This window comes from Acidobacteriota bacterium, assembly GCA_009861545.1.
Taxonomy (GTDB): Bacteria; Acidobacteriota; Vicinamibacteria; order Vicinamibacterales; family UBA8438; genus WTFV01.
This window is the reverse complement of sequence record VXME01000154.1, coordinates 1-23,185: the sequence shown is the minus strand read 5'-3', so window position 1 is coordinate 23,185 and position 23,185 is coordinate 1. Positions and strand designations below refer to the sequence as shown.

The 23,185-nt window shown below is 71.9% G+C and carries 21 protein-coding genes; 12 read left to right on the top strand and 9 right to left on the bottom strand.

Features of this window, described 5'->3' with window-relative positions; genetic code table 11:
- Positions 1-45: 45 nt before the first annotated feature.
- Complete coding sequence (locus F4X11_23905; GenBank protein ID MYN68030.1) at positions 46-231, bottom strand: hypothetical protein; 186 nt, start codon at positions 229-231, stop codon at positions 46-48.
- Between the two features lie 81 nt (positions 232-312).
- On the opposite strand from F4X11_23905, the gene F4X11_23900 reads away from it, so the two are divergent.
- Positions 313-921, top strand: coding sequence for a hypothetical protein (locus tag F4X11_23900; protein MYN68029.1), 609 nt, complete (start codon positions 313-315; stop codon positions 919-921).
- A 61-nt stretch (positions 922-982) separates the two neighbouring features.
- Positions 983-2,086, top strand: coding sequence for an Mrp/NBP35 family ATP-binding protein (locus tag F4X11_23895; GenBank protein ID MYN68028.1), 1,104 nt, complete (start codon positions 983-985; stop codon positions 2,084-2,086).
- A 16-nt stretch (positions 2,087-2,102) separates the two neighbouring features.
- On the opposite strand, the gene F4X11_23890 is transcribed toward F4X11_23895, so the two are convergent.
- On the bottom strand, positions 2,103-2,717 hold the full coding sequence (locus F4X11_23890; GenBank protein ID MYN68027.1) for a protein-L-isoaspartate(D-aspartate) O-methyltransferase: 615 nt from the start codon (positions 2,715-2,717) through the stop codon (positions 2,103-2,105).
- A gap of 27 nt (positions 2,718-2,744) precedes the next feature.
- On the opposite strand from F4X11_23890, the gene F4X11_23885 reads away from it, so the two are divergent.
- Entirely contained in the window at positions 2,745-3,563 is an 819-nt protein-coding gene (locus F4X11_23885; GenBank protein ID MYN68026.1) for a polysaccharide deacetylase family protein, read from the top strand.
- Here F4X11_23885 and F4X11_23880 read toward each other — a convergent pair.
- Together F4X11_23880 and F4X11_23875 are read right to left on the bottom strand one after the other, a co-directional pair.
- Positions 3,560-5,407 carry a M61 family metallopeptidase gene (locus F4X11_23880; protein MYN68025.1) on the bottom strand — a complete coding sequence of 616 codons (1,848 nt, stop codon included), beginning with the start codon at positions 5,405-5,407 and terminating at the stop codon, positions 3,560-3,562. The genes F4X11_23885 and F4X11_23880 overlap by 4 nt on opposite strands.
- Before the next feature lie 98 nt (positions 5,408-5,505).
- Positions 5,506-6,501: a glucokinase gene (locus F4X11_23875; GenBank protein ID MYN68024.1), complete on the bottom strand. Its 996-nt coding sequence runs from the start codon at positions 6,499-6,501 to the stop codon at positions 5,506-5,508.
- Between the two features lie 57 nt (positions 6,502-6,558).
- Between F4X11_23875 and F4X11_23870 the strand changes: the two genes are divergently transcribed.
- A complete protein-coding gene (locus F4X11_23870; protein ID MYN68023.1) occupies positions 6,559-7,686 on the top strand; it encodes a tetratricopeptide repeat protein in 1,128 nt (375 codons plus the stop codon).
- 9 nt (positions 7,687-7,695) lie between these two features.
- Here the strand turns inward: F4X11_23870 and F4X11_23865 are convergent, their stop codons facing one another.
- The 4 genes from F4X11_23865 to F4X11_23850 all read right to left on the bottom strand — a co-directional run bounded on the left by F4X11_23865 (position 7,696) and on the right by F4X11_23850 (position 11,560).
- A complete protein-coding gene (locus tag F4X11_23865) occupies positions 7,696-7,962 on the bottom strand; it encodes a hypothetical protein (protein ID MYN68022.1) in 267 nt (88 codons plus the stop codon).
- Between the two features lie 43 nt (positions 7,963-8,005).
- Positions 8,006-8,224: a translation initiation factor IF-1 gene (gene infA, locus F4X11_23860; protein MYN68021.1), complete on the bottom strand. Its 219-nt coding sequence runs from the start codon at positions 8,222-8,224 to the stop codon at positions 8,006-8,008.
- Positions 8,225-8,286: 62 nt separating this feature from the next.
- Positions 8,287-10,875 (bottom strand): AMP-binding protein, encoded by a 2,589-nt coding sequence (locus F4X11_23855; protein ID MYN68020.1) that lies wholly within the window; start codon positions 10,873-10,875, stop codon positions 8,287-8,289.
- A gap of 16 nt (positions 10,876-10,891) precedes the next feature.
- Positions 10,892-11,560 carry a hypothetical protein gene (locus tag F4X11_23850; GenBank protein MYN68019.1) on the bottom strand — a complete coding sequence of 223 codons (669 nt, stop codon included), beginning with the start codon at positions 11,558-11,560 and terminating at the stop codon, positions 10,892-10,894.
- A gap of 40 nt (positions 11,561-11,600) precedes the next feature.
- On the opposite strand from F4X11_23850, the gene F4X11_23845 reads away from it, so the two are divergent.
- A complete protein-coding gene (locus F4X11_23845) occupies positions 11,601-12,575 on the top strand; it encodes a pyridoxal-phosphate dependent enzyme (GenBank protein MYN68018.1) in 975 nt (324 codons plus the stop codon).
- Between the two features lie 78 nt (positions 12,576-12,653).
- On the opposite strand, the gene F4X11_23840 is transcribed toward F4X11_23845, so the two are convergent.
- Positions 12,654-15,488 (bottom strand): TonB-dependent receptor plug domain-containing protein, encoded by a 2,835-nt coding sequence (locus F4X11_23840; protein ID MYN68017.1) that lies wholly within the window; start codon positions 15,486-15,488, stop codon positions 12,654-12,656.
- 128 nt (positions 15,489-15,616) lie between these two features.
- On the opposite strand from F4X11_23840, the gene F4X11_23835 reads away from it, so the two are divergent.
- From F4X11_23835 to F4X11_23805, 7 genes are all read left to right on the top strand, one after another.
- Positions 15,617-16,189 carry a sigma-70 family RNA polymerase sigma factor gene (locus tag F4X11_23835; protein ID MYN68016.1) on the top strand — a complete coding sequence of 191 codons (573 nt, stop codon included), beginning with the start codon at positions 15,617-15,619 and terminating at the stop codon, positions 16,187-16,189.
- Between the two features lie 4 nt (positions 16,190-16,193).
- On the top strand, positions 16,194-17,087 hold the full coding sequence (locus F4X11_23830; protein MYN68015.1) for a hypothetical protein: 894 nt from the start codon (positions 16,194-16,196) through the stop codon (positions 17,085-17,087).
- On the top strand, positions 17,084-18,067 hold the full coding sequence (locus F4X11_23825; GenBank protein MYN68014.1) for a hypothetical protein: 984 nt from the start codon (positions 17,084-17,086) through the stop codon (positions 18,065-18,067). Before F4X11_23830 ends, F4X11_23825 begins: the two co-directional genes overlap by 4 nt.
- 92 nt (positions 18,068-18,159) lie before the next feature.
- Positions 18,160-19,476, top strand: coding sequence for a PQQ-binding-like beta-propeller repeat protein (locus F4X11_23820; protein ID MYN68013.1), 1,317 nt, complete (start codon positions 18,160-18,162; stop codon positions 19,474-19,476).
- 98 nt (positions 19,477-19,574) lie between these two features.
- Positions 19,575-20,903: a cytochrome c gene (locus F4X11_23815; protein ID MYN68012.1), complete on the top strand. Its 1,329-nt coding sequence runs from the start codon at positions 19,575-19,577 to the stop codon at positions 20,901-20,903.
- A gap of 147 nt (positions 20,904-21,050) precedes the next feature.
- On the top strand, positions 21,051-21,872 hold the full coding sequence (locus F4X11_23810) for a hypothetical protein (GenBank protein ID MYN68011.1): 822 nt from the start codon (positions 21,051-21,053) through the stop codon (positions 21,870-21,872).
- 89 nt (positions 21,873-21,961) lie between these two features.
- The coding region (locus F4X11_23805) for a hypothetical protein (protein MYN68010.1) at positions 21,962-23,185 on the top strand (1,224 nt) is incomplete at its 3' end.

Below are 23,185 nucleotides of genomic sequence, written 5' to 3'. Positions count from 1 at the left end.
CGTGGTGCAACGGCGCGCGACGCCGCCGGGACGGTCCGGACGGGTTCAGGACAGCAGCAGCCGCGGGTCCGCGGTGAAGCGCTCGATCCACTGCTGCGCGTTCGCCTCGGCTTCCTGCTGCGTCTGTCCCGGAAGGATGACCGCGCCGGCCGGCCTGGACTCGCCCGGCGCGACGGCCCAGGCCACCCAGTGGCCCGCGCGCGGTTCGCTGTGGATCGTGTAGTCGCTCATGGGCTGGTGTGCTCCCGCGGCAGATCGTAACACCACTTCCCGCCTTGACAACGCTCGGAAGCGACTCCTATCGTACGGTGCGTGTCCGTCGAACCGACCCCGGGACCTCTCCGTGACGCCGGCGGCGCCGGGGTTCGTCGAGCGTACTGGGCCCTGGCCCGCCGCCTGCACGACGAGCTGTCGACGCACATCCCCGATGCGCCGGCGCGGATGATCGAAGGTCCGCCCGTGTCACGCGTCGGCAACCCCGGGTCGAGCGGCGACGGGTCGTCCCGCCGGCGACCCCGGAGCGGTCGCTCGACGTCCGTGCTCGCCGACGAGGTCGCCATCGATTTTCCGTCGATGGCCCCGATCGTGGCGCGCATGCGGGCCGCCTTCTTCGCCGAGGCCGGCGAACGGGCCGTGGCGACCCGGCGCGCCGAGGTGGAATTGACGGCGCAGCAGGCCGACCGGGGCGTGCGCGTGCCTCTCGATCTCACCTTCCCGCATACCTGCCCGGCCTGCGGCGGACGCGGCGAGTCGTGGACCGATCGGTGCGGCCTGTGCGACGGCAGCGGCGCCGGATTCCTGTCCCATCGGCTGCATTTCCGTGTGCCGCCCGGCGTGCGGCACGGCACCCGCCTGCGATTCTCGGTCACGCCACCGCACGCTTTCGAGACCCACATCGAGGTCCGCATCGCGGTGCAGTGACCGTCCGCGCCGGCGCCGGTCCGGTTGTCTGGCGGAGGCCGAGCCATTAAGCTTGCAGGTTATGTCTGCCGTTTCGGAAGCTGCCGTTCTGGATGCCCTCAAGGCCGTCGTCGACCCCGACCTGGGCCGGGACATCGTCAGTCTCGGGTTCGTCAAGAACCTGACCATCGACGGAACCCGGGTCGCGTTCGCGATCGAGCTCACCACGCCCGCCTGCCCGGTCAAGGACCAGATGCAGGAGCAGGCGCGGGCGGCGGTGTCCGCGCTCGGCGTGGACGCCGTCGACATCGAGATGACCGCGAGCGTCCGGTCGGCCCTGCCGGATGCCCAGCAGGCCCCGATTCCAGGCATCCGGAACATCATCGCCGTCGGCGCGGGGAAGGGGGGCGTCGGCAAGACGACCGTCTCGGTGAACCTCGCGGTGGCGCTCGCCCGCTACGGGGGGCGCGTGGGGATCATCGACGGGGACGTCTACGGCCCGAACGTCCCCATCATGCTCGGCATCGACACGCGACTCGAGTCGGACGGCCGCAAGATCGTGCCGGCGGAGAAGCACGGGATCCGGGTCGTGTCGATGGGCTTCCTCACCGACGCGGCGGCGCCCATCATCTGGCGCGGCCCGATGCTGCACGGCGTCGTCCGGCAGTTCTTTCAGGACGTCAAGTGGGACGAGCTCGACTATCTCGTCGTCGACATGCCCCCGGGCACGGGCGACGTCGCCCTCAGCCTCAGCCAGACGGTACCGGTCACCGGCGCCGTGGTGGTGACGACGCCGCAGGCCGTCTCGCTGTCCGACAGCCGGCGCGCGGTCGGCATGTACCGGAAGCTCAACGTCCCGACGCTCGGGATCGTCGAGAACATGAGCTACTACGCCTGCGCCGCTTGCGGGCAGGAGAGCGACCTGTTCGGGCGTGGCGGCGGCGAGCGCGTCGCCGAGGAGCTCGGCGTGCCCTTCCTCGGCCAGATTCCGCTCTATGCGCCGATCCGCGTCGGCGGCGACACCGGGGCGCCAATCGTGACCGCCGAGCCCGAGTCCCCGGCGGGCCAGGCGTTCCTGCGCATCGCCGAGCGCGCCGCCGCGCAGATCTCGATCCAGAGCTTCCAGCCCCCGCAGCCGGCCGTGCCGCCGGCCATGGCCGCGGGACCGAGTCCGGTACGGGGCTGATCCGCGCCGCCGGTCGTCAGCGGCGGGGTTGCTGCGCCTCTCCGGTCATCGGAACGAAGCGGACCGGGAGCACGGCCTCCGTCGTCGAGCCGCCCGCCGTCCTCGTCACGATCAGGATCTCCTGGGTGAAGCGGCCGACCGGAATGACCAGCCTTGCACCGACCGCGAGCTGCTCGACCAGCGCCGGCGGGACGTGGTCGGGGGCGGCGGCGACGACGATGGCGTCGAAGGGCGCCTCTTCCGGCCACCCGCGGTAGCCGTCGCCGGTCCGCACTTCCACGTTGTCGTAGCCGAGGTCCGCCAGCAACCGCCGCGACCGGTCGGCGAGCTCCGGGACGATCTCGATCGAGTAGACCCGGCTCACGATCTCCGCCAGCACGGCGGCCTGATAGCCGGAGCCGGTGCCGATGTCGAGCACCTTCGCGTCGGGCGCCAGCGCGGCCGCCTCGGTCATGTAGGCGACGACGTAGGGTTGCGAGATCGTTTGGTCGTAGCCGATCGGCAGCGGCGTGTCGTCGTAGGCGCGCGGCGCGAGGGCCTCCGGGACGAAGCGGTGCCGCGGAACCGCAGCCAGCGCATCGAGCACGGCGGGCGCGGAGATTCCGCGTGCCTGAATCTGCCTTTCCACCATCTGCTGCCGCTCCCCGGACCGCCCGTCTTGACGCGAGGACCGTTCTTCGGCCACGCTGGCGGACTCGACCGGCCCGAGTGCGCACCCGAGCACCGCACCGGCGCAGGCGAGCAGGACCCGCCATCCACCGAGACGATGTTCTGGCTGTTGATCGCCGCCGGCTTCGGTCTGCTGTCGCTCGCCCACGTCGCACCCTTTCCGTTTCTGCTCGACGCCGTCGCCCCGGCCCCCGCCATCTGGAGCATACCGGACACAGACGGGCCGCCGGTCGTCTACCTGACCTTCGACGACGGGCCGAATCCAACCGCGACGCCGCGGCTGCTCGACGTGCTCGCCGCGCAGGGAGCGCACGCCACCTTCTTCCTGATCGACAGGCATCTCACCGAGCGCACGGCGCCGATCGTCCGGCGCATGTTCGAGGAAGGGCATGCCGTCGCCCTCCATACGCATACGCGCCACTGGATGGTGCTGCCGCCCGACGAGGTGGCGCGCCGTCTGCACGCGGCGGCGGCGCGGATCGAGCGCCTGGCCGGCAGCGCGCCGTGCCGCGCCTTCCGCCCCCACGCGGGGTTCCGGAGCGGGCGGATGTACGAGGGGCTGGCCCAGGCCGGCTACTCGCTCGTCGGGTGGGGCTGGAGCCTGTGGGACTTCAACTGGTACCGCCGGCCCGATCCGAGCGGCCTCGCGGACCGGCTCGCCGCCCGCATCTCGGGCGGCGACATCGTCGTCATGCACGACGGTCACCATGAGAATCCCGAGGCCGACCGGCAGTACGCCGTCGACGCGACGGCGCTGCTGATACCGAAGCTGCGCGCCCGCGGGTTCGTGTTCGGGACCATCTGCTAGCGAACCCGGCCGGGGTCGAGCCAGGCGTCGAGCCGCCGCGTCTGCGCGGCCGACGGCGACTCCACCGGCCGCAGCCGCCAGCCCGCCGGCGGGGATTCGCCGAAGCGGGCGTCGAGGCGCGTGAGGCGCTCCCGCCGGGCGACCAGGACGGTGACCGCGTCTCCCGCCCGATAGAGGCCGAGGCGCTGTCTCCACGCCTCCGGTCCGACCCGGTAGTCGCCGATCGCGAGGATCTCGTCGCCGACGTTGAATCCCGCCTCGTAACCCGGTGTGCCGCGGCGCACGCCGGCGACGAGCAGTCGCCCGCGGTCGGCGCGCGTGTCCAGGCCCAGCCAGGCCGGCGCCGGCGCATCCCCGCCTTCGCGCGTGTCGGGAGCGAACTCGAGGCCGTACCAGGCGAGGGCCGGCTCGTAGTCGAGCTCGTCCGTCGAGCGGACCGCCCGGTCGAACCAGTGGCCCAGATCGACGCCGGCAACCTCGGACGCCACCGCCTCGAACTCGCCGGGCCGGAACCCGTGCTCGTCCGAGTAGAGGCCGTAGGCGGCCTTCAGCACGTCGTCCAGATTCCGGCGGCCGCCGGTCGCCTCCCGCACCCGGGCGTCGAGCAGGAAGCCGATGACGGCCCCCTTCGTGTAGTAGCTGATCGTGGTGTTCGGACTGTTCTCGTCGGGCCGGTAGTACTTGATCCAGGCGTCGTACGAGGCATCGGCGACCGGCTGCACCAGCCGGCCGGGCGTCGTCTGCAGCGCTTCGATCAGCGCCGACAGCGCTTCGAGGAACTCCTCACGGGTAGATATTCCCGCCCGGTGGACGGCGAGCGGGCCGTAGTACGAGGTCAGTCCCTCCACCATCCAGAGGGCGGGAGTGAACGCTTCGCGCTCGTAGTCGAAGGGGCCGAGGGCGGCCGGCCGCAGTTGCTTGACGTTCCAGGCGTGGAACAACTCGTGGCTGGCCGTTCCCAGCCAGCGCAGGTACCGGCGGCGGTCGCGGGTGGTCCAGCGGCTGGTCATCAGCAGGGTCGAGTCCTTGTGCTCGAGCCCGCCGCCCGCCTCGACCAGCATGTTCAGGAAGAGGTACCGCTGGTAGGGGAAGAAGCCCCAGGTGCGGTGCTGCTCGTGCACGATGCGTTCGATGTCGGCGGCCGCGGTCGGACCGTCCCAGACGCCGCCCTCGCCGATGTTGACCAGGGCATGGGGCGTGCCGTCCACGGTGAAGGAGTAGGTGGTCGGGTTGCCGGCGAGGATCGGCGCATCGACCAACGTGTCGAAGTCCGCTGCCCGATAGCTGTGCGGTCGGCCGCCCGGCGCCGGCGGCAGCGCCGTCACGCTCTCGCTCCACTCCGGCGGCAGCTCGATGCGGACATCGTGAGGTCGCGGCGCGGTCGCGACGGGAGTCAGGAACGTCGGGGCGCCGTTGAGCATCGCGAAGTCCGCCTCGATCCAGTTCGTGCGGACGCTCATCTCGCGGCAGTAGACGCGGTAGCTCACCGTGACCCGGTCCGCGCCGCCCGTCTCGATGCGCCAGCGGTTCTTGCTCGACTTGGCGACCGCGAGAGGCTCTCCGGCCGGCGTGGCGGCCCGCACCGCCTCGACGTGCCGGGCGTACTCGCGGATCAGATAGGAGCCGGGCGTCCAGGTCGCCATCATCAGCTCGACGGCCTCGAGTCCGTCGGCCGGCACCTCCGCTTCGATCTCCGCGTAGTGGGTGGCCGGCGCCGGGAAGCGGACGGTGTACGAGACGGGCTCGAGCATCTGGGCGGACAGGCTGCTCCGCCCGGCAGAGAGCAGTACGGCGATCAGGATCACGTACGCGAACAACCGTTGGCGGGAGCCTGCTCCTGGCATCCGGTTCTCCTTTCGAGCATTCACTCTACCACCGACGACCGGCTCACCGGTCCGGAACCGGCACCTGATCGGCGGCGCCGGTTTCCGCGCCGGGAGCCTCACGCCGCCGCGGACGCGGCGAGGTCCCGCGCCGCGACGGCGGCGCCGAGCAGGGCCGGATTCGCGACCCGGATGACGTGTACGGGCAGGGACTGCATCAGTCCCCGCATGGGCCCCTTGTCCCGGAACGCGTTCAGGAACTCCGGAGACGCAAGCGCGGGCAGGATGTGGGGGGCGATACCGCCGCCGATGTAGACGCCGGCCGTGGCCAGGGCGCGCAGGCCGAGATTGCCGGCCTCGGCGCCGAGCGCGCCGGTGAACAGGTCGAGGGCGTCCACGCAGCGCGGGCAGCGGCGTTCGAGTGCGGCCGCGGTGACCCGCCGCGGAAGGTCTCCGGCGGCCGTATCGCCGCCGGCGGCCGGGCAGGGATCGCCGCCGTGCAGCCAGGCATGGATGTGGGTGAGGCCCGGACCGGACAGCACGTGCTCCCAGGAGACGCGGCCGAAGCGCGTGGTCAACGCGCGCAGCAGGTCGATCTCCACCGGGGTGCGGGCGGCGAAGTCCGCGTGGCCCGGCTCGGCGGCCACGGGCACGAGGCGCCCGTCCACGCGGTGCAGCAGCGTCTCGCCGAGGCCCGTGCCGGGCGCGATGAGCGCCGCGTTGCCGTCCGCCGCCGGCTGCCCTGGCTGCAGCGTCGTCACCTCGTCGTCCGCCAGCACGGACACGACGTGGCCCATCGCTTCGAGGTCGTTCAGAAGGCGCACCGCGGGGATCGCGAAGCGCTCGACGATGGCCGCCGCTTCGACGCGCCACGGCACGTTGGTGAGATCCGATACGCCGTCGCGCACGGGGCCGGCCACCCCGAGGACGGCGGCGTCGACGGTCGCGCCCGCGGCCCGGCGCTCGAGGAACGCGGCCAGGAGAGACTCCAGGCTGTCGTGGTCGAGGGTCGCGACGCGTTCCACGGCAATCGCGTCCGGCCGGCGTTCGCCCCTGGCGTACAGGCCGCACACCGTCTTGGTTCCACCGACGTCGGCTGCGAGCAGCGTTCCCATGCGTTCATCGCCGGGGCCGGGTACAGCTTGACATTATGATGGAACCGCTCGATCGCCATGACGCACGCTCCCTCGGACGCCCGGTCCCCGGCCGGCGGGCCCTTCGCCGGCCATGTCGTGGTGTTCAGCGGACGGCTCGCTTCCGTCGGCCGGCGGGAAGCGACCCGCGTCGTCGAGCGGCTCGGCGGCCGGACCGCGCCGGAGGTCACCGCGCGCACCACGATGCTCGTCGTCGCGGCGGAGGCGGGAGCAGGCAAGAGCGGCAAGCTGCGCCGGGCCGAGGAGATCAACGCCCGGACGCCGGGGCAGGTGGATGTCGTGGACGAGCGGGAGTTCTACCGTCTCGGCGGCCTGCAGTCGGACGAAACGCTGCGCCAGCTCTATCACGGACTGCGCCAGATGCGCGAGCGCTACCCCGACGTCCGGGAGGTTCGCCTGCGCCACCTGGAGAAATGGGGCCTGGTTCGGCCGGTTGTGCGCACCAGGGCCGATACCTACTACGGCTTCCACGACGTCGGGGTAGTCAAGGGGATCCAGGAGGAGATCGCCCGCGGCGGATCGTTTCGCGGCGCGGTGCGCATGCTGTTGGCCGAGCGCGAGGGGCAGTTGGCGCTCGACTTCCGCGAGCTGCACGGCGAGGCGCAGCCGGCCAAGGTAGTGGCGCTGCCGCGGCCGGATGGTGGTGCGGACGGCGCGGGGGACGGGTCGCCGGACGTCGCGAAGCGGGCGGCCCTCGCCGCGCAGTTCTTCCGCGAGGGATCCGATCTCGACGAACGGCCGGGCGAGGGGCAGGAGCGGGCGCGGATGGCGTACCGCAAGGCGCTGCTGCTCGATCCCGCGCTGGTGCCGGCGCTCGTCAACCTCGCCAACATTCACTACGCGCGAGACAATCTGGTCGAGGCGCAGGCGCTGTACGAGCGCGCGCTCGCCCTGGACGGCGACTGCTTCGAGGCGGCGTTCAACCTCGGGAACATCCACCACGACCTCGGACGCTACGGCGACGCGGTGGCCTGCTACCACGACGCCCTGCGGGTGCATGGCGGGTACGCCGACGCGCATTTCTACCTGGCCGTCACGCTGGAGAAAATGGGTCGCTCGGCGGCAGCCAAACCGCATTGGCGCACCTACCGCGCGCTGGCCCCCGACGGGGAATGGAGCGATCTCGCGCGCGAGTTCAGCGAGTAGCGCAGACCCCTAGTAATCGAAGTCGTCCAGGTCCGCTTCGTCGCGCTTCCGGGTCTTGCGCCGCGCCTTGTAGAAGGTGCACTCCGGGCACCAGGCGCGCGGGTTGAAGCCGTTCCGGCCGGCGTACGGCAGGACCTCGCCGTGCTTGCAGAACTCCGTTCCGCCGTCCACCTCGTCGTGCCAGCGGCAGGCCCGGAACCGCTGGATCGCGGGATCGTCCGATGCGGGCGCCGGTGCCCCGGCCGCGGACGGATCCGGCCCTGAATCGTCGAACATCGCCTGGTTCTTCAGTCCATCAGCGCCGCCCGGGAAGCCGGGCTCAGCGCGCGCGGAACGTGATGATCCCGCGGGCCGGGTCGTACGGGGAGACGCCGACGGTGACCCGGTCGCCGGGGACGACCTTGATGCGGAACCGGCGCATCCGGCCGCTCAACTGGGCCAGCACCTCGTGGCCGGAATCGCACTGCACGCGGTAGAGACCGCCGCTGTGCACTGCGACGATCGTGCCCTGTACGTCGATGAGGTCGTCTTTCGCCACGTTGGTTCCTGGAGCGGGGAAGATTATATAGGAGTGGCCGGCCCCGTCCGCGGGCCGCGCGGTCACAGCGCCCTGACGGCATCCTCGATCCGCTGCGCGATCGCCGCGAAGTCGTCGCCTTCCGCGCGGATGGGATCGCCGAACGCGACCCGCACCCGGCCTGGCCTGGCCCAGCGCGCGCCCATGGGCAGAACGCGATCGACCCCGTCGATGCGCACCGGCACCACCGGCGCCCGCATCCGCGAGGCGAGCATGCCGACCCCCGGCTGGAATCTGTCGATCCGGCCCGTTTCCCGGCGCCGCCCCTCGGGGAATATCAGGACCGACGATCCTTGTCCGAGCAGGCTGCCGAGATGTCGCATCGCCTCGCGCGCGCCCGCCTCGCGCTGCGGGAGAGGAGCCACGTTGAAGCACAGCACGCCGAGATAGTACGCGAGGCTGGTGGCGATTCGTTGCGGCCGCGTGTGGTTCTCCGGGTGGAAGTGCGCGGAGAACCACTCGCGGGCCGCGACGGTGGCGACCCGGCGGCGGCGCGCCGGCGGCAGCGCGGCCAGAATCACGGGGCCGTCCATCACGCTCTGGTGATTGGCGGCGTACAGCACCGGATCGTGCGCGTGGGCGAGCCGGTCGAGGCCCTCGACCCGGATCCAGGCGAAGACCCGGGTGAGGGGCAGCAGGAACGCTGCCTGGGCGAGCCGGCGGATGCCGCGCGACGCCGCATGCTGGCTCCACGTGGGAAACGCCAGCGGCGTCTCGAAACCCGCGTCCGGTGACGATGCTCGCGCTGCGATCGTGGTCGCCCGTCCCAACGGTTCGCCCGCCAGCAACTCGCGCAGGTCGTCCACGTCGGCGAGCTGCGCCAGGTCTTCTTCGTCGATCGTGCAGTCGAATGCGCGCTCGAGGGCCAGGGCCAGCTCGATGCGCTCCAGCGATCCGAGCCCCAGCTCCTCGAAGGTGGTGGCGCCGGTGATCCGCCGTCCGTGTGCGAAGCGGGCCACCACGTCCTCGACGGAGTCGGCCGTGGCCGCACCCCCCGCTTCGGCCGCCGGCCGCGCGTCGCCGTCCACCCAGCGCTTCAGCTCCCGGCGCTTCAGCTTCTGCGTGCCTTCGGTTCTGGGCAGCGCAGGACCGGGCCAGACCGAGAACGCGCGGATCCGCTGATGGTCCTCCAACCTGCCGTTGGCCTCCCGGACGGCCGCATCCGGGTCGGCGTCCGGATGGAGCAGCAACACGGCGTGCACGTGTTCGCGCCCGGCCGACCCGCCGCCGACCACCGCGGCGTCCCGCACGCCGACGCTGCCGCGCACGGCCCGCTCCACGTCTTCCGGAAACACGTTCAGGCCGTCCGGCGTGACGATCATCTCCTTCTTGCGCCCCTGGACGGTCAGCCGGCCGTCGGCATCGAGGGCGCCGACGTCGCCGGTATGGAACCAGCCGTCCCGGAAAGCGGCGGCGGTGGCCTCCGGCGCGTCGTAGTAGCCGCCGGTCACGTTGTCGCCGCGGACGAGGATCTCTCCGTCGTCGGCGATCCGAACCTCGATGCCGGCAATCGGTCGGCCGACGGATCCGCGCCGGGTCCGGAACGGATGGTTCAGGGTGACGATGGGTGCCGTCTCGGTCAGGCCGTAGCCCTGGATGACCAGGAACCCCAGCCTTGACCAGAACGCCTCCACCTCCGGATCGAGGGGCGCCGCACCGACGATGAACGACCAGAACTTGTAGCCGAACAGACGGTGGATCCGGCGGTACCGCCACCAGCGCCGTGCGACGTGCTCGGGCCGCTCGAGCGGGGCGGCGACTTCCGGCGCGAGGTGCACGACATGGTCGCGCAGCACCTCCAGGATCTTCGGGACGCAGACGAGCACGGACACGCGGCGGCTCCGGATCTGGCGAACGACGTCCGCCGGGTTGTGGCCGCGCATGAAGATGGTGACTCCTTCCAGCATCGGCGGGATGAAGGTCGCCATGGCCTGGCCGAACATGTGGCTCAGGGGCAGCAGATTCAGGAAGCGGAGCGGAAAGAAAGGGCGCCCGTACCGGACGTACTTCCGGATCTCGCGCTCGACCGGCACGATGTTGGCCAGCACGTTCGCGTGCGTGATCCGGACTCCCTTGGGATCGGCCGTGGCCCCCGACGTGAAGATGATCTCGGCGAGGTCTTCGCGGCTCGGTCCGCCCGCGGCGTCGTCCCCATCCGCGGCGTCATCGAAGAGCGCGGGCGCAGGCTCGGGCGCCGGCGGATCGTACGCGGCGCCGCCGCCGAGCAGCTCGTCGAGCGCCCAGGTCTCGACGCCGGGGAGCGGCGGGGGCCGGAGACCCTCGCCCGCCACGACGAGTCGGGCCGCGACGATCCGCACCACGCGCCCGACCAGATCGGGCGACGCGCGCAGGTCGATCGGCACGGCCACCGTCCGGGCGGCCAGGCAGCCCCAGAAGGCGACGATCCACTCGGCGCGGTTCTCGCCCCACAGCACCACCCGGTCGCCCGGCGCCAGACCGTGCTGGCGGAGCGAGGCTGCGAAACGCCGGGCGGCGCGGCCGATCTCGGCATAGGACCAGGTGTAGGTGCGATAGCCGCCGTCGTAGACGAGAAACGGCCGGTCGGACCGGATGCGATCGTTGAAGAAATCGAGTAACGTCTCCCGGTGCATGTGGAGATTATGGTCGTCAGCGGAAGGAGGCGCCGGCGTTGATGGTCATCTGGGTCATGCGCGGCGAGCCGGGGGCCTCGTTGGTCGGCGGCAGGGGGCTGATGGCGTAGAAGCGCAGGTCAATGCTGAAGGCGACGCGGTCGTTGAGGAACCAGCGGACTCCGCCGCCGTAGTTGAGCGCGTTGGAGGACCGCTGAGCCGGTTCCTCGGCGTCGAGGGGAAAGAGCGAGAGGCGCGACGTTCCGAGCCCGCCGCTCAGGTAGCTCCAGCCGTTGCGGCTGCCGAAGTTGAACGAGAGCTGGGACGACAGCGCGGAGAAGCGCTTGCGGAGCGTCGGGCCGTCGGGATCGACCGAGAACTCGCCGGGCCGCTGCTCGGCGCTGGACCGGTGAAGGCTCGCGCCCAGGCCGAAGGTGATTCCGCGCAGTCGGAACACGTACACGTGTCCGCCGACGTCGTAGCCGAGCCCGCGGCCGGGCGTGTCGAGTGGGGGCAGGTCGCGAGCCGTGGCGAGCTCCACGTTGCGGGGGAACGGAATGAAGGTGCCGCGCACGTCGAACACGTAGCCGCCGACCGGTTCCTCCGGCGGTTGTGCGCGGGCCGGGACGGAGGTCGCGGGCAGCGATGAGAGCACGCACAGCAGAAGCAGCCAACCTGTCGCGAGAGGTGAGGACGGCCGAATCACGCGGCTCAGTATACGGCTCAATCCACGGAGCCGCGGGCCTGTGAGCGCCCTGGTGGAATCCGCGGCGATCGAGGCGGCCGCCGGTCGCATCCGGGGCGTGGTGCGCCGTACGCCGCTCGTCGACGTAGCGGACATCGCCGGGCGCCCGCTCCGGCTCAAGTGCGAGAACCTGCAGGTGGCCGGAGCGTTCAAGATCCGCGGCGCCTGCAACCTCGTCTCGCAGATCGCGTCCGGTTCGGACGTGCGCGGCGTCATCACCTACTCGTCGGGCAACCACGCGCAGGCGGTGGCGTGCGCGGCCCGCGGGCTCGGGCTGCCGGCGGTGGTCGTGATGCCGGAGACGGCGCCGGCGGTCAAGGTCGAGGGGACGCGGTCGTACGGGGCGGAGGTGTTCTTCGAGGGCACCACCTCGGTGCAGCGGCGCCGCCGGGCCGAGGCGCTGGCCGCCGAGCGCGGCCTGACCATGGTGCCGCCGTTCGACCATCACGAGATCATCGCCGGGCAGGGCACGGTCGGCCTCGAGATAGTGGCCGACGTGCCGCAGGTCGACACCGTGTACGCGCCCATCGGCGGCGGCGGTCTCATCGCCGGGGTGGCGGCGGCCGTCAAGCGGGCACGGCCCGCGGCGCGGATCATCGGCGTGGAGCCGGTGGGCGCGGCGGCCATGGCCCGCTCGGTCGAGGCGGGGGCGCCGGTGACGCTGGACAGCGTCGCGAGCGTTGCAGACGGCCTCCTGCCGGTGCGGCCGGGAGATCTGACCTTCGCCCACGTCGCGGCGTTCGTGGACGATATCGTGACCGTGGAGGACGACGCCATCGTGAGCGCGGTGCGCTGGCTTGCGACGCGGGCGAAGCTCGTCGTCGAGCCGAGCGGCGCCGCCAGCGTCGCCGCGGTGCTCTTCTCCGGACGCCGGGACGTCCGCACGGACGGCGTTACGGTCGCGGTGCTCAGCGGCGGCAACATCGGCCCGGTGAAGCTCGCGGCGCTGCTGCAGGAGGGGGAGCGGACGGCGTAGCGCCGCGACCGTCCCGGTCGTGGCGCTACCGCGACGGTCGCGTGGGGAGTCTCGCCGGCGCGAAGCGCCTGCCACGCGTCAGAACCGCACTCGCACGCCGCCGAAAGCGCTCCGCGGCACGCCGGGCCCGATGAACCGCGGGACGCTCGCGTTCGGGACCTCGCGCAGGAAGACCTCCAACTCGGCCAGCACGCCGCTGGTCGCGTACCGGGCGTCGAGCAGGTTCTCCACCCGGGCGAACAGCTCGACGCCGTTGTCGAAGCGGTAGGCCGAGCGCAGGTTGACGACTCCGTAGCCCTCCAGCGGGACCTGGTCGTTGCCTTCGTCGCCGAGGAAGAACCGGCTGGACGAGACGACCGCCTCCAGCGCCAGGTCCCAGGCGTCGGTCAGGTCCTGCCGCACGCCCAGCTTGAGGCTGTGCCGCGGGATGCCCGGCAGCCGGTCGCCCGGCGCGACCGCCACCCCTTCGTCCGTGGCCGCGTCGTTCACCTCCTCGTCGCTCGGCAGCATGAGCGACGACTCGAACGTTGCGTCGACGAGGCCGTAGCTGAGGTACCAGCCGGTGCGCGCGAAACCACCGCTGAGCTCGACATCGAGCCCGGAGCGCGCGGTGGCGCCCGCGTTCTGGAAGTACCCCGTGCCGATCAGCTCGGGCGAGGCGATGAAGAGGATGTCGTCGTCGATCCGGGTGCGATAGGCCGCCACCGACCATTCGCCCCGCCCGGCAGCGGCCCGCCAGCGGCCCCGGACCCCCATGTCGAACGAACGCGCGACCGCCTGCTCCAGCGGCGGATCGGCGACGAACGCGTTGGGCACCCGGCACGGCTCGGCCGGGTCGGCGCAGCTCAGCTCGGCCGCGGTCGGGGCGCGGTTCGACTCGGAGTAGCGCGCGAAGAACGACGTGTTCTCGTCCGCCTGGAAGACGGCGCCCACGGCGGGGTTGAAGCGCCCGAAGGTGTGGCTGCCGTTGAGCGACGTGCCCAGCAGGTCGACGATGTCGATGCCCGCGCGGTTGTAGCGCCCGGAGACGGTGACGTGGAACTGCTCGGACAGCGACAGGGTGTCGCTGATGTACAGCCCGAACGCGGTGTTCGCCGTCTCCAGCCTGGTGTTGAACAGGTCGTCGCCGCCGAGGCCGTACAGGCTCGTCAGCAGGCCCGACCCCAGGACACCCCGGTCCGCGGTCAGCGAGCCCGGCTCGCTGCTCGACTCGAAGGCGACGTCGGCGAGATCGGCCGAGACGCCCACGACGAACACGTTCTCGCGCGAGCCGGCGCCGGTCGTCGCGGTCGCCTGCACCGTCGCGCCGTAGCCCTGCGCCAAGGTCGTCGTGCGGTTGTAGGCGCCGTCGCCGGCGGTGTCGAGCAAGGTGATGAAGCGCCCGGAGACGAGGTCGACCAGCGGCGTCGCCTCTTCTTCCTCGTCATGATCGTCGTCGTCATCGTGTCCGTGGTCGTCGTCGTCGTCGTGTCCGTGGTCGTCGTCGTCGTCATCGTCCGCGTGATGGTCGTCGTCGTCATCATCATCGCGGTCGTGGTCGTGGCCGTTGTCGTCGTCGTGCCCGTTGTCGTCATCGTCGTCGTCGTCGTCCGCGCCGAAGCAGAGGGTCCCTTCCGGCGCCCCGGCCGGCAGCGCGTCGTCCTCGCAGGCCCCGAACTCCGCCTCGTCGCCGTTGAGCGTGCGGCGATCGAGGTCGCGGTAGTAGCCGGTGATCTGCACCGACCAGACGTCGGACGCGGCGACGTTGGCGCGGCCCTGCACGAAGCCCAGCCGGTTCTCGGTCTGGTCCGGGAACGTGAACACCGCGGACCTGGAGACGTCGAGCAGCTCCACCGGGGCGGCCGCGTTTCCGGTCAGGAGCGTATCGGCGTAGGTGACGCTGATGCCGGCGTCCATGCCCCCGTCCCGGTAGCCGACGTCCGCGAACGCCTGCGTCACCTCCGAGGGGGACTCCACGCGCCACCCGTCCTCGGTGAAGTGCGTCACGCCCCCGTAGAACGCCCACGGTCCGGTGTTGGCGCCGTACTCGGCGGTGGTCGTCAGCCGGCCGAACGAGCCCCCGGATATCTCCCCGCCGAACCCGCTGTTGTCGAACCCGTTCTTCAGGTCGAGGGCGAGCGCGCCGCCGAGCGCGTTCAGCCCGTAGGTCGGGTCGGATCCGGCGCTGAGCTGCACTCGATCGAGGGCGAACTGCGGCATCAGATCGAATTGCACGGTGTCGCCGAACGGCTCGTTGATGCGCACGCCGTTCTGATAGACGGCGATGCCCTGCGGCAGGCCGAGCAGCGGCGAGGCGGTGAAGCCGCGGAAGCGGAGCGTCGGCTGGAAGAGGTTGGTGGTCATGCCCTCGAGGGTCACCGCCCCGAGGCGTTCGTTCAGCGCGTCGGCCATCGAGGCCGCGCCGCGGTCCGCGAACTCGCTGCCGTCGATGACGGTTATCGGCGCCGCCACGCGGTCGCGATCGACACCGACTCCCGGCAGCGGGGTGACCCCGACCACGTCGACCTGCTCGGCGATCGCCGCGACGGGCAGCATCACGTCGACGACGTTCGTCTCGCCGGCCGCGATCTGCACGCCCTGCCGGAATTGCGTCTCGAAGCCGCTCAGCGTGATGGTGACCGTGTAGGTTCCGGGCTCGAGGACCAGCATGTACCCGCCGCTCGCATCGGTCGTGACCGTGATCCCCGGCCCGGGTGCTGGTTCGGCGGTGACCGTGGCGCCCGGCACCCCGGCTCCCTGCGCGTCGGTGACCGTGCCGGTCAGCGACCCGGTCTGCGCCGCGGCGGTCGACGGCGCGCCGAGGCAGAGCACGGCGGCCGCGGTGACGGCGAGCCGATGGAGCGGGTTCCCGGAGGCGCGGCGCCGCGCAGCGGCGGGGACGACGAGCGGACGGTCTGCTGGCGTAAGATTCATGCCTGTACATTCCGTCGCCCGCCGATCCGTTCAGGCGGAATCTCGGCGGCCGGCCACGTCGCGGCGGCGCGATCGCGTCGCCTTCGACCCGGTTGCCGCGTCGGGTGTAGACTGCCCGGCGAGAATCCATGGCGCCCGCGGCTCACGACCACGCACTCGACCTGCCCCTCGGCGTAGGGGAATCCGTAGCCCCGGCGGCGCCGGACGAGGTCCGGCAGACCGTGCTGCTGCTGTTCGACGCGTATCGCGGCGGCGTCCACCGCTACGTGCGGGCGCTCGGCGTCACCGACCGGGACAGGGACGACATCGTCCAGGAGGTCTTTCTCGCGCTGTTCGATCACGTGGCGCGCGGGAAGGACCGGTCGAATCTCCGCGGCTGGATCTTCAAGGTGGCGCACAACCTCGCCCTCCGGCACCGGGCGCGCGAGGCGCGGCGGCGGCGCCTGGGTTCGCTGCTCGAGCCCCGGCCGGTCCTCGATTCGACGCCCACGCCGGAGGATCGCTACCTGAGCGGCCAGCGGCAGGCCCGGCTGCTGGCGGTCGTCGACGCGCTTCCGGCGCGGGACCGGCGTTGTCTGCAGCTTCGGGCGGAGGGGCTCCGGTATCGTGAGATCTCGCGCGTGCTCGGCATCTCGCTGGGCAGTGTCGCCAATTCGCTGGCACGCGCGCTGGCGCGGCTTCGACGCGCCGACGAGAGGTAATGCCATGTGGCGCAAGGTCAGGCACCTGTCCGACGGCGAGTTGCTGCTGTTGGCCGACGAGGGCGCGCTCTCCGCACGGCGCCGGTCGCTGGCGCTGGCCCACGTTGCCGAGTGCCCGTCGTGCGCGCGGCGCCGGGGCGCGCTGGCCGCGGCGGCGGGCGAGGTGGGCGACGCCTGCCGCGAGAGGCCGATCGCGCTCCCGCCGCCGGACGTGGCGCGTGCCCGGCTGCGTGCGGCGATGGAGAACCGGGTGCCGGGCACGCCGGGACGGGTGTGGGCGGCGCGCGGCCTCGCGGCGGCGGCGGTTCTCCTCGTCGCGGCCCTGTCCTGGTCCGGCGGGGACGGGAGCGGGCCCGGACCCGCGGGCGCGCCGGCGCCGGCCGACTCCGCGGGGGTCGTGTCCGGCCTGCTGCTGCCGCGGCCCGATCTCACGCCGGGCAGCGTCCGGCCGGTCGCCATGGAGGACATCTGCGGCAGCACGCTTGCGGGCGGTCCGGTGGTGGCGTCGCAGGTCCCGCGCCAGGTGTTCGCGGCCTACGGCGTGGACTACCGGCGCGCCGGGGACTACGAGCTGGACTTCCTGATCACGCCGGAGCTGGGCGGCGCCTCCGAGGCCAGCAACCTCTGGCCCCAGCCGTATCGCAGCGTCACCTGGAATGCCTACGTCAAGGACGAGCTCGAGCGGCATCTGCGGCGTCTCGTCTGCCAGGGCGCGGTGGACCTGGCGACGGCCCAGCAGGAGCTGGCGGGCGACTGGATCGCCGCCTACAAGCGGCGCTTCGACACCGAGCGGCCGTTGCGCGACTACGGCCGGTTCCCGCTGACCGCCAGCGACGTCGAGGCCCTGCAGGCCGAGGCCCTCGAGCGGCGGCTGCTGCCGGAGGCGCGGCGTTCGTGAGCATCATGCGAACCCCATCTCTCGTCGCGGTGGCGTTGGCGGTCGCATCGGCGGCCCTGCCGGGCGCTTCGGCAATTGCGCAGACCCCGACGCTGGTCAGGCTGGGCGCGGTACCGACTCCCGTCCCGGCGACGGCGCTGGCAGCCGCCGGCGATCATCTCGTCATCGGCGCCGGATCCGGCGTTCGCGTGCTCGACGTGTCGCGTCCCGCGTCCCCCCGGCCGGTCGGCGCCTACGACTTCGAGCAGCCCGTGCTGGGGCTGACCACCGCCGGCGACGCGGTCTACGTGGCCAACAGCCACGACGGGCTCCGGCGGCTGGACCTGTCCGACCCGTCGGCGCCGCGCTTGACCGGCACCTCCGCGACGCGTGGGCAGGCCGTCGGCGTCGCGGCGTCGGGTACGCGCGTCTTCGTCGGCGACAATTCGCTCGGCTTCGACATCGTGGATGTCGCCGGCGATGTCCAGCGTGTGGGCGAGTATCTCGGCGACGGGTTCCCGCGCGGCATCGCCGCCGGCGGGCCGCTGGTCTTCGTGGCGGATCAGCCGGCGGGGCTGATCGTGGTGGACGCAACGGCTCCCGCCGCACCGGTAGTGATCGGCAGCCTGTCGCTGGGCCGCGATCCGATTACGCAGGTCTTCGTGCCGGACTCCCGTTCCACCGGGGGCGCAGCGCCCGGGTTGATCTGCATCGTCAGCGGACGTGCGGGGCTCCAGGCGGTCGACGTCTCGGACCCGGCCGCGCCTGTCGTGACGGCGTCCATTCCCACGGCCGATCGGCTTGCCGGCGCCGCGATGTGGGACCGTCTCGTCTACGCGGCCGGCGGCGATGGGCTGCAGGTGTTCGATCTGGCCGATCCCGCCCGGCCCGCGCGGGTGGCTGCATCGGAGCTCGGTGGCCCCGCTGGGCCGGTGGCTGTCAGTGAGGAGCTGGTCTTCGCGGCCACCCCGGAAGAGGTGGTCATCTTGGGGCGGCGGTAGGCCGCCGTCGGGCACTGCAGGCAGGAGGGGTACAGGTGACGTGCGTTCGCAGTCGGCAGGTCGAGACGGGCTTTCTCGTTGGACGCGCGACGGTGCCGGTACTACTGCTGTGCGTCGCGCTGGTGCTGGTCGCGGACCCAGGCGGCGCGCAGGAGTGGGCCCAGTTCCGGGGCCCGGGCGCGGCCGGCGTCGTCGCCGACAACCCCGCCCTGCCGGAACGCTGGAGCGCGACCGACAACGTCGCCTGGCGCACGCCGCTGCCGGGTCTCGCGTGGAGCTCGCCGATCGTCGCCGGCGGCCTGGTGTTCCTGACCACGGTGGTGAGCGACGGCGAGGTCGAGACGCCGGAGAGCGGCTGGTACCGATTCGGCGAGCGCGACGTCCCCGAGGACGTGCACCACTGGCTGGTCTACGCGCTCGATCTCGAGACGGGGGAGGTGCGCTGGCGTCGGGCGCTGCATACCGGCGTGCCGGCCTCGTCGCACCACCTGAAGAACACCTTCGCGTCCGAGACCCCGGTGACCGACGGCGAGCGACTGTACGTCCTCTTCGGCAACGTGGGTCTCTACGCCCTCGGCCTGGACGGCACGCTGCTCTGGTCGCGCGAGCTGCCGCCCGCCGAGACCCGCAACGGCTGGGGCACGGCGTCGTCGCCGGTGCTGCACGACGGCCGGCTCTACCTGGTCGTCGACAACGAGGAGCAGTCCTACATCGCGGCGCTGAGCGCGGAAACCGGCGCCGAGGCGTGGCGCACCGATCGCGACGAGGGGTCCAACTGGTCGACGCCGTACGTCTGGGAGCATGCCGAGCGCACCGAGATCGTGACCACCGGCACGGACCGCATCCGTTCCTACGACCTGGACGGCCGGCTGCTCTGGGAACTGGCGGGGATGTCGTCCATCGTGATCCCGACCCCCATCGCGGCCCACGGCCTGCTCTACCTGGAGTCCGGCTACATCGCCGACTACTTCCGGCCCGTCTACGCCATCCGGCCCGGCGCGTCCGGCGACATCTCGCTCGCCGAGGGCGAGACGGCCAACGAGCACGTGGCGTGGTCGCTGGAGCAGGGGGGCTCGTACCACCCCTCGCCCCTGGTGTACGGCGACCACTACTACACGCTGCTCGACCGCGGGATGATGACCTGCCACGACGCCCGTACCGGGGCGGAGATCTACGGCCGGCAGCGGATCGACGTGGGCCAGGCGTTCACCGCCTCGCCGTGGGCCTACAACGGCAGGATCTTCGCGCTGAGCGAGCAGGGGACCACCTACGTCATCGAGGCGGGGCCGGAGTTCCGGATCCTGGCCGAGAATCCCCTGGACGAGTTCACGATGGCGACGCCGGCCATCCTCGACGACAGCCTCATCATCCGGACCGCCGAGGCGGTGTACCGCATCGCCGAGCGCTGACCGTCAGGGTGCTGCGGGCGGAAGTCGGCGTATAATCATCGTTTGCCGTCTGCGGCGTTTCCGGTGCGGCGGGCTTTGTCCTACTGAAGGAGCGATTCATGCGAGGCGATACGAGGTTGCCGGTGATTGCGCTGGCCGCGGTGCTGCTCGGGCTGCCCGGTGCGGCTGCGGCCGGGGCCGAGGACACGACGCCCACGTTCACGAAGGACGTGGCGCCGATCTTCCAGCAGAAGTGCCAGGCCTGCCACAGGGCGGGCTACATCGCGCCGATGTCGCTCGTGACCTACGCGGAATCGCGGCCGTGGGCGCGGTCGATCAAGACCCGCGTCGAGACGCGCCAGATGCCGCCGTGGCACATCGACAAGTCGGTCGGCATCCAGGACTTCGAGAACGACCGCTCGCTCACCGACACCGAGATCGACACTATCGTCCGCTGGGTCGATGCCGGCGCGCCGCGGGGCAACCCCGAGGACATGCCGCCGCCGGTGGAGTTCGCCGACGACGACGTCTGGAACTACGCCGGCCTGTTCGGCGGGCCGCCGGACCTGGTCATCCACTCGACGCCGTACACCGTGCCGGCCGTGGCCCAGGACCGCTGGTGGAAGCCGGAGGTACCGACGGGGCTGACCGAGGACCGCTGGATCCGGGCCATCGAGATCCGCCCGTCGAGCGTCGACGGCCGCCGCGTCACGCACCACGCCCTCGCGCGCCTGCAGCAGGAAGAGGACGACGACCTCGGCGCGGCGTCGGACGTCGGTCCCGGACTGCTGATGGAGTGGGCGGTCGGCAAGCAGGGTGAGATCATGCGGCCGAACAGCGGCAAGCTGATCAAGGCCGGCTCGAGCATCGTTTGGGACATCCACTACCACGCGGTCGGCGAGGAGATCACCGACACGGTGGAGCTCGGCCTCTACCTCTACCCGCAGGGCGAGGAGCCCAAGCACCGGCAGGTGCTCTCCGCGTTCAGCACCATCGAAGGGGGCAGCGACCACCTGTCGATTCCGCCGAACCAGGTGACCGTGACCGAGCGCTTCCACGTCCTGAAGCAGAACGGCCGGGTGGAGAACTACCAGCCGCACATGCACCTGCGGGGCAAGGGGATGCAGATGACGGCCATCCTCCCGGACGGGACGACGCAGGTGCTGAGCCGCGTGAGCGACTTCAATTTCAACTGGCATCTCAACTACGTCTACGCCGATCACGCGGCGCCGCTGCTTCCGAAGGGGACGGTGCTGCACCTGAAGTCGTGGTACGACAACACGTCGGCGAACCGCGCCAACCCCGATCCCAACCAGTGGGTCGGCTACGGCGACCGGACGGTGGACGAGATGGGCCACGCCTGGGTCAACGTCACCTACCTGGACGACGACGACTTCGCGGCGGCCATCGCGGAGCGCGAGGCGCTGGCGACGACGAACGACAACTAGCCGCTCGCGGGCTGGTCCGAGCGGCCCGGCGGGCCCGCGCGGGGTCCGGCGGCGAAGGGAACCGGGAGCCGCCCTCATCGCGGGGGCGGCTCCTCTGACGTACGAGGAGGTTGGACGGTTATGTGGGGGCATGGTTCGGGAGCATCGTTGCCGGCGCCAGCGGCGTTGCTCGTGCTGGCGCTCGGGGCCGGCGCCGCCGGCGCGCAGGTGCCGGGCACGCTGCAGCAGTTCGGGGCGCCGGTCTACCCGGCCTACGAGGGGTGGTACGAGAACGCGGACGGCAGCATCACGCTGCTCGCCGGCTACTTCAACGCCAACACCGAGGAGGTCGTCGACGTGCCGGTCGGCGCGAACAACATGATCGAGCCGGGGCCGGCCGATCAGGGGCAGCCGACGCGCTTCGCGCCGGGCCGCGCCTGGGGCGTCTTCACCATCCGGATCCCGGGGGACGACCCGGACCGCCGGGTGGTCTGGCATCTCACCGCGAACGGCGAGACGGTGTCCGTCCCGATGCATCTCGATCCGCAATGGATCATCGAGCCGCTCGTGGACGCCGCCAACGGCAACAAGCCGCCGGTGGTGCGCTTCGCGCCGGACGGCGAGGGATTCACCGGTCCTCCGATCGGCATTGCGCGGGAACTCGCCGCCGCGGTGGAAGTGCCCCTGGAGCTGGCCGTCTGGACCTCCGACGAGAAGCCGACGGACAATCTGGAGGCGGCCTCCCGCCGGCCGCGGCCGGCCTTGATTCTCCGCTGGCACCTGCTGCGCGGGCCGGGCGACGTCGAGTTCTCGACACCGGTTCAGGAGTTCGCCGACTCGTCGGACCAGAACCCGACGACGACGGCCACCTTCAGCGCGCCCGGCGAGTACGTCCTGCGGGCCGAAGCCCTCGACGAGACCGGCGTGGGGGGCAGCGGCTTCCAGTGCTGCTGGACCTCTGCGCTCGTCGCGGTTCGCGTGTCCGAATAGTCGCAGGACCGCTCGGCTGCGCGCGTGCGCGGTCTATCCGGACCGCGCTTGCCCGGTTCCCGGGGAGCGGCGGATCGAACGGAACCAGGATGAGGAATGCCGCCCGTAGCAACGTCGCGCGCCGGCTGCGCCGCGTCGCGGCGCTCGCTGCCGCCGTCGCTTGCCTGACGGCCGGGACGGCACGGCTCGCCGCGGCCGCGGCGCCGACCAGCGGCCTTGCCGGCTCGCGGGCCGGGGCGCCGCACGGCCAGTCCGCGCCGGTTGCGCGCCCGCCGGCGCCCGTTGTCGCCGTGGAGGCGTTCACCAACATTTCACTGAATCCGGCCGATGCCTGGCTGGGGACCGGGATTGCCGAGACCGTCGCCGCCGATCTCGACGCGCTGGGGTTGGCGGTGGTCGAAGGTCGCGCCGCGGGCCCCGCGGGCGGCGCGCGGTGGGTGGTGACCGGCGGCTATCAGCGTCTGGGAGAGCGGTTGCGGATCACGGCGCGGCTGGTCGAAGTCTCGACCGGAGAGGTGGTTCGCTCCGTCCGTCTGGACGGCGCACTCCACGAGGCCTTCGACCTGCAGGACCGCATCGCCGGCGCGTTGACGGCGGACGTCGACCTGGGCGCCACGCCCGCGGCGGGCGCTTCGAGCGGCGCCGCGGCGCCGCCGGCCGGGTCCGCCGCCCCGGCCGGGGGCGGTCCCGCGGGACGCCCGGGGACGCCGGCTCCCGCGGGGCTCATCGAGGGGATCATCCTGCCGCGTCCGACCGTCGACGACCGGGGGGAGCGGGCGGCCGACGCCGGCGAGGTCGCTGCGCGGGTGCAAGCCGCGCGGGCGGACGGGTCGGCTCCCGCGGGCGCCGGCGGGGACGCAGCGGCCGGCGCGGCCGGACCGCTGGCCGCCGGTCTCGCTCCCGCCGCCGGCATCCTGACCGGGCGCCCCAGCGTGGAGCCCGTGCGGGTGACCGATCGGCCCCGCATCGACGGCCGCCTCGACGACGCGTTGTGGAGACGGGCGGTGCGCATCACCGAGTTCGTCCAGCAGCAGCCGCTCGACGGCGCGCCGGCCACGGAGCAGACCGAGCTCTTCCTCGCCTACGACACGCAGAACCTCTATTTCGGCATGCACGTCCACTATTCCGATCCGGTGCTCATCCGCGCCAACCGGTCGGATCGGGACCAGACGTTCAGCGATGACACGATCACGCTCTACTTCGATCCGTTCCTGGACCAGCAGCGCGCCTACGTCTTCTCCGTCAACGGGTACGGCGTGCAGAGCGACGCCATCCTGGACTCGAGCACGCAGGCGGGCGGGATGGGCGGCGGC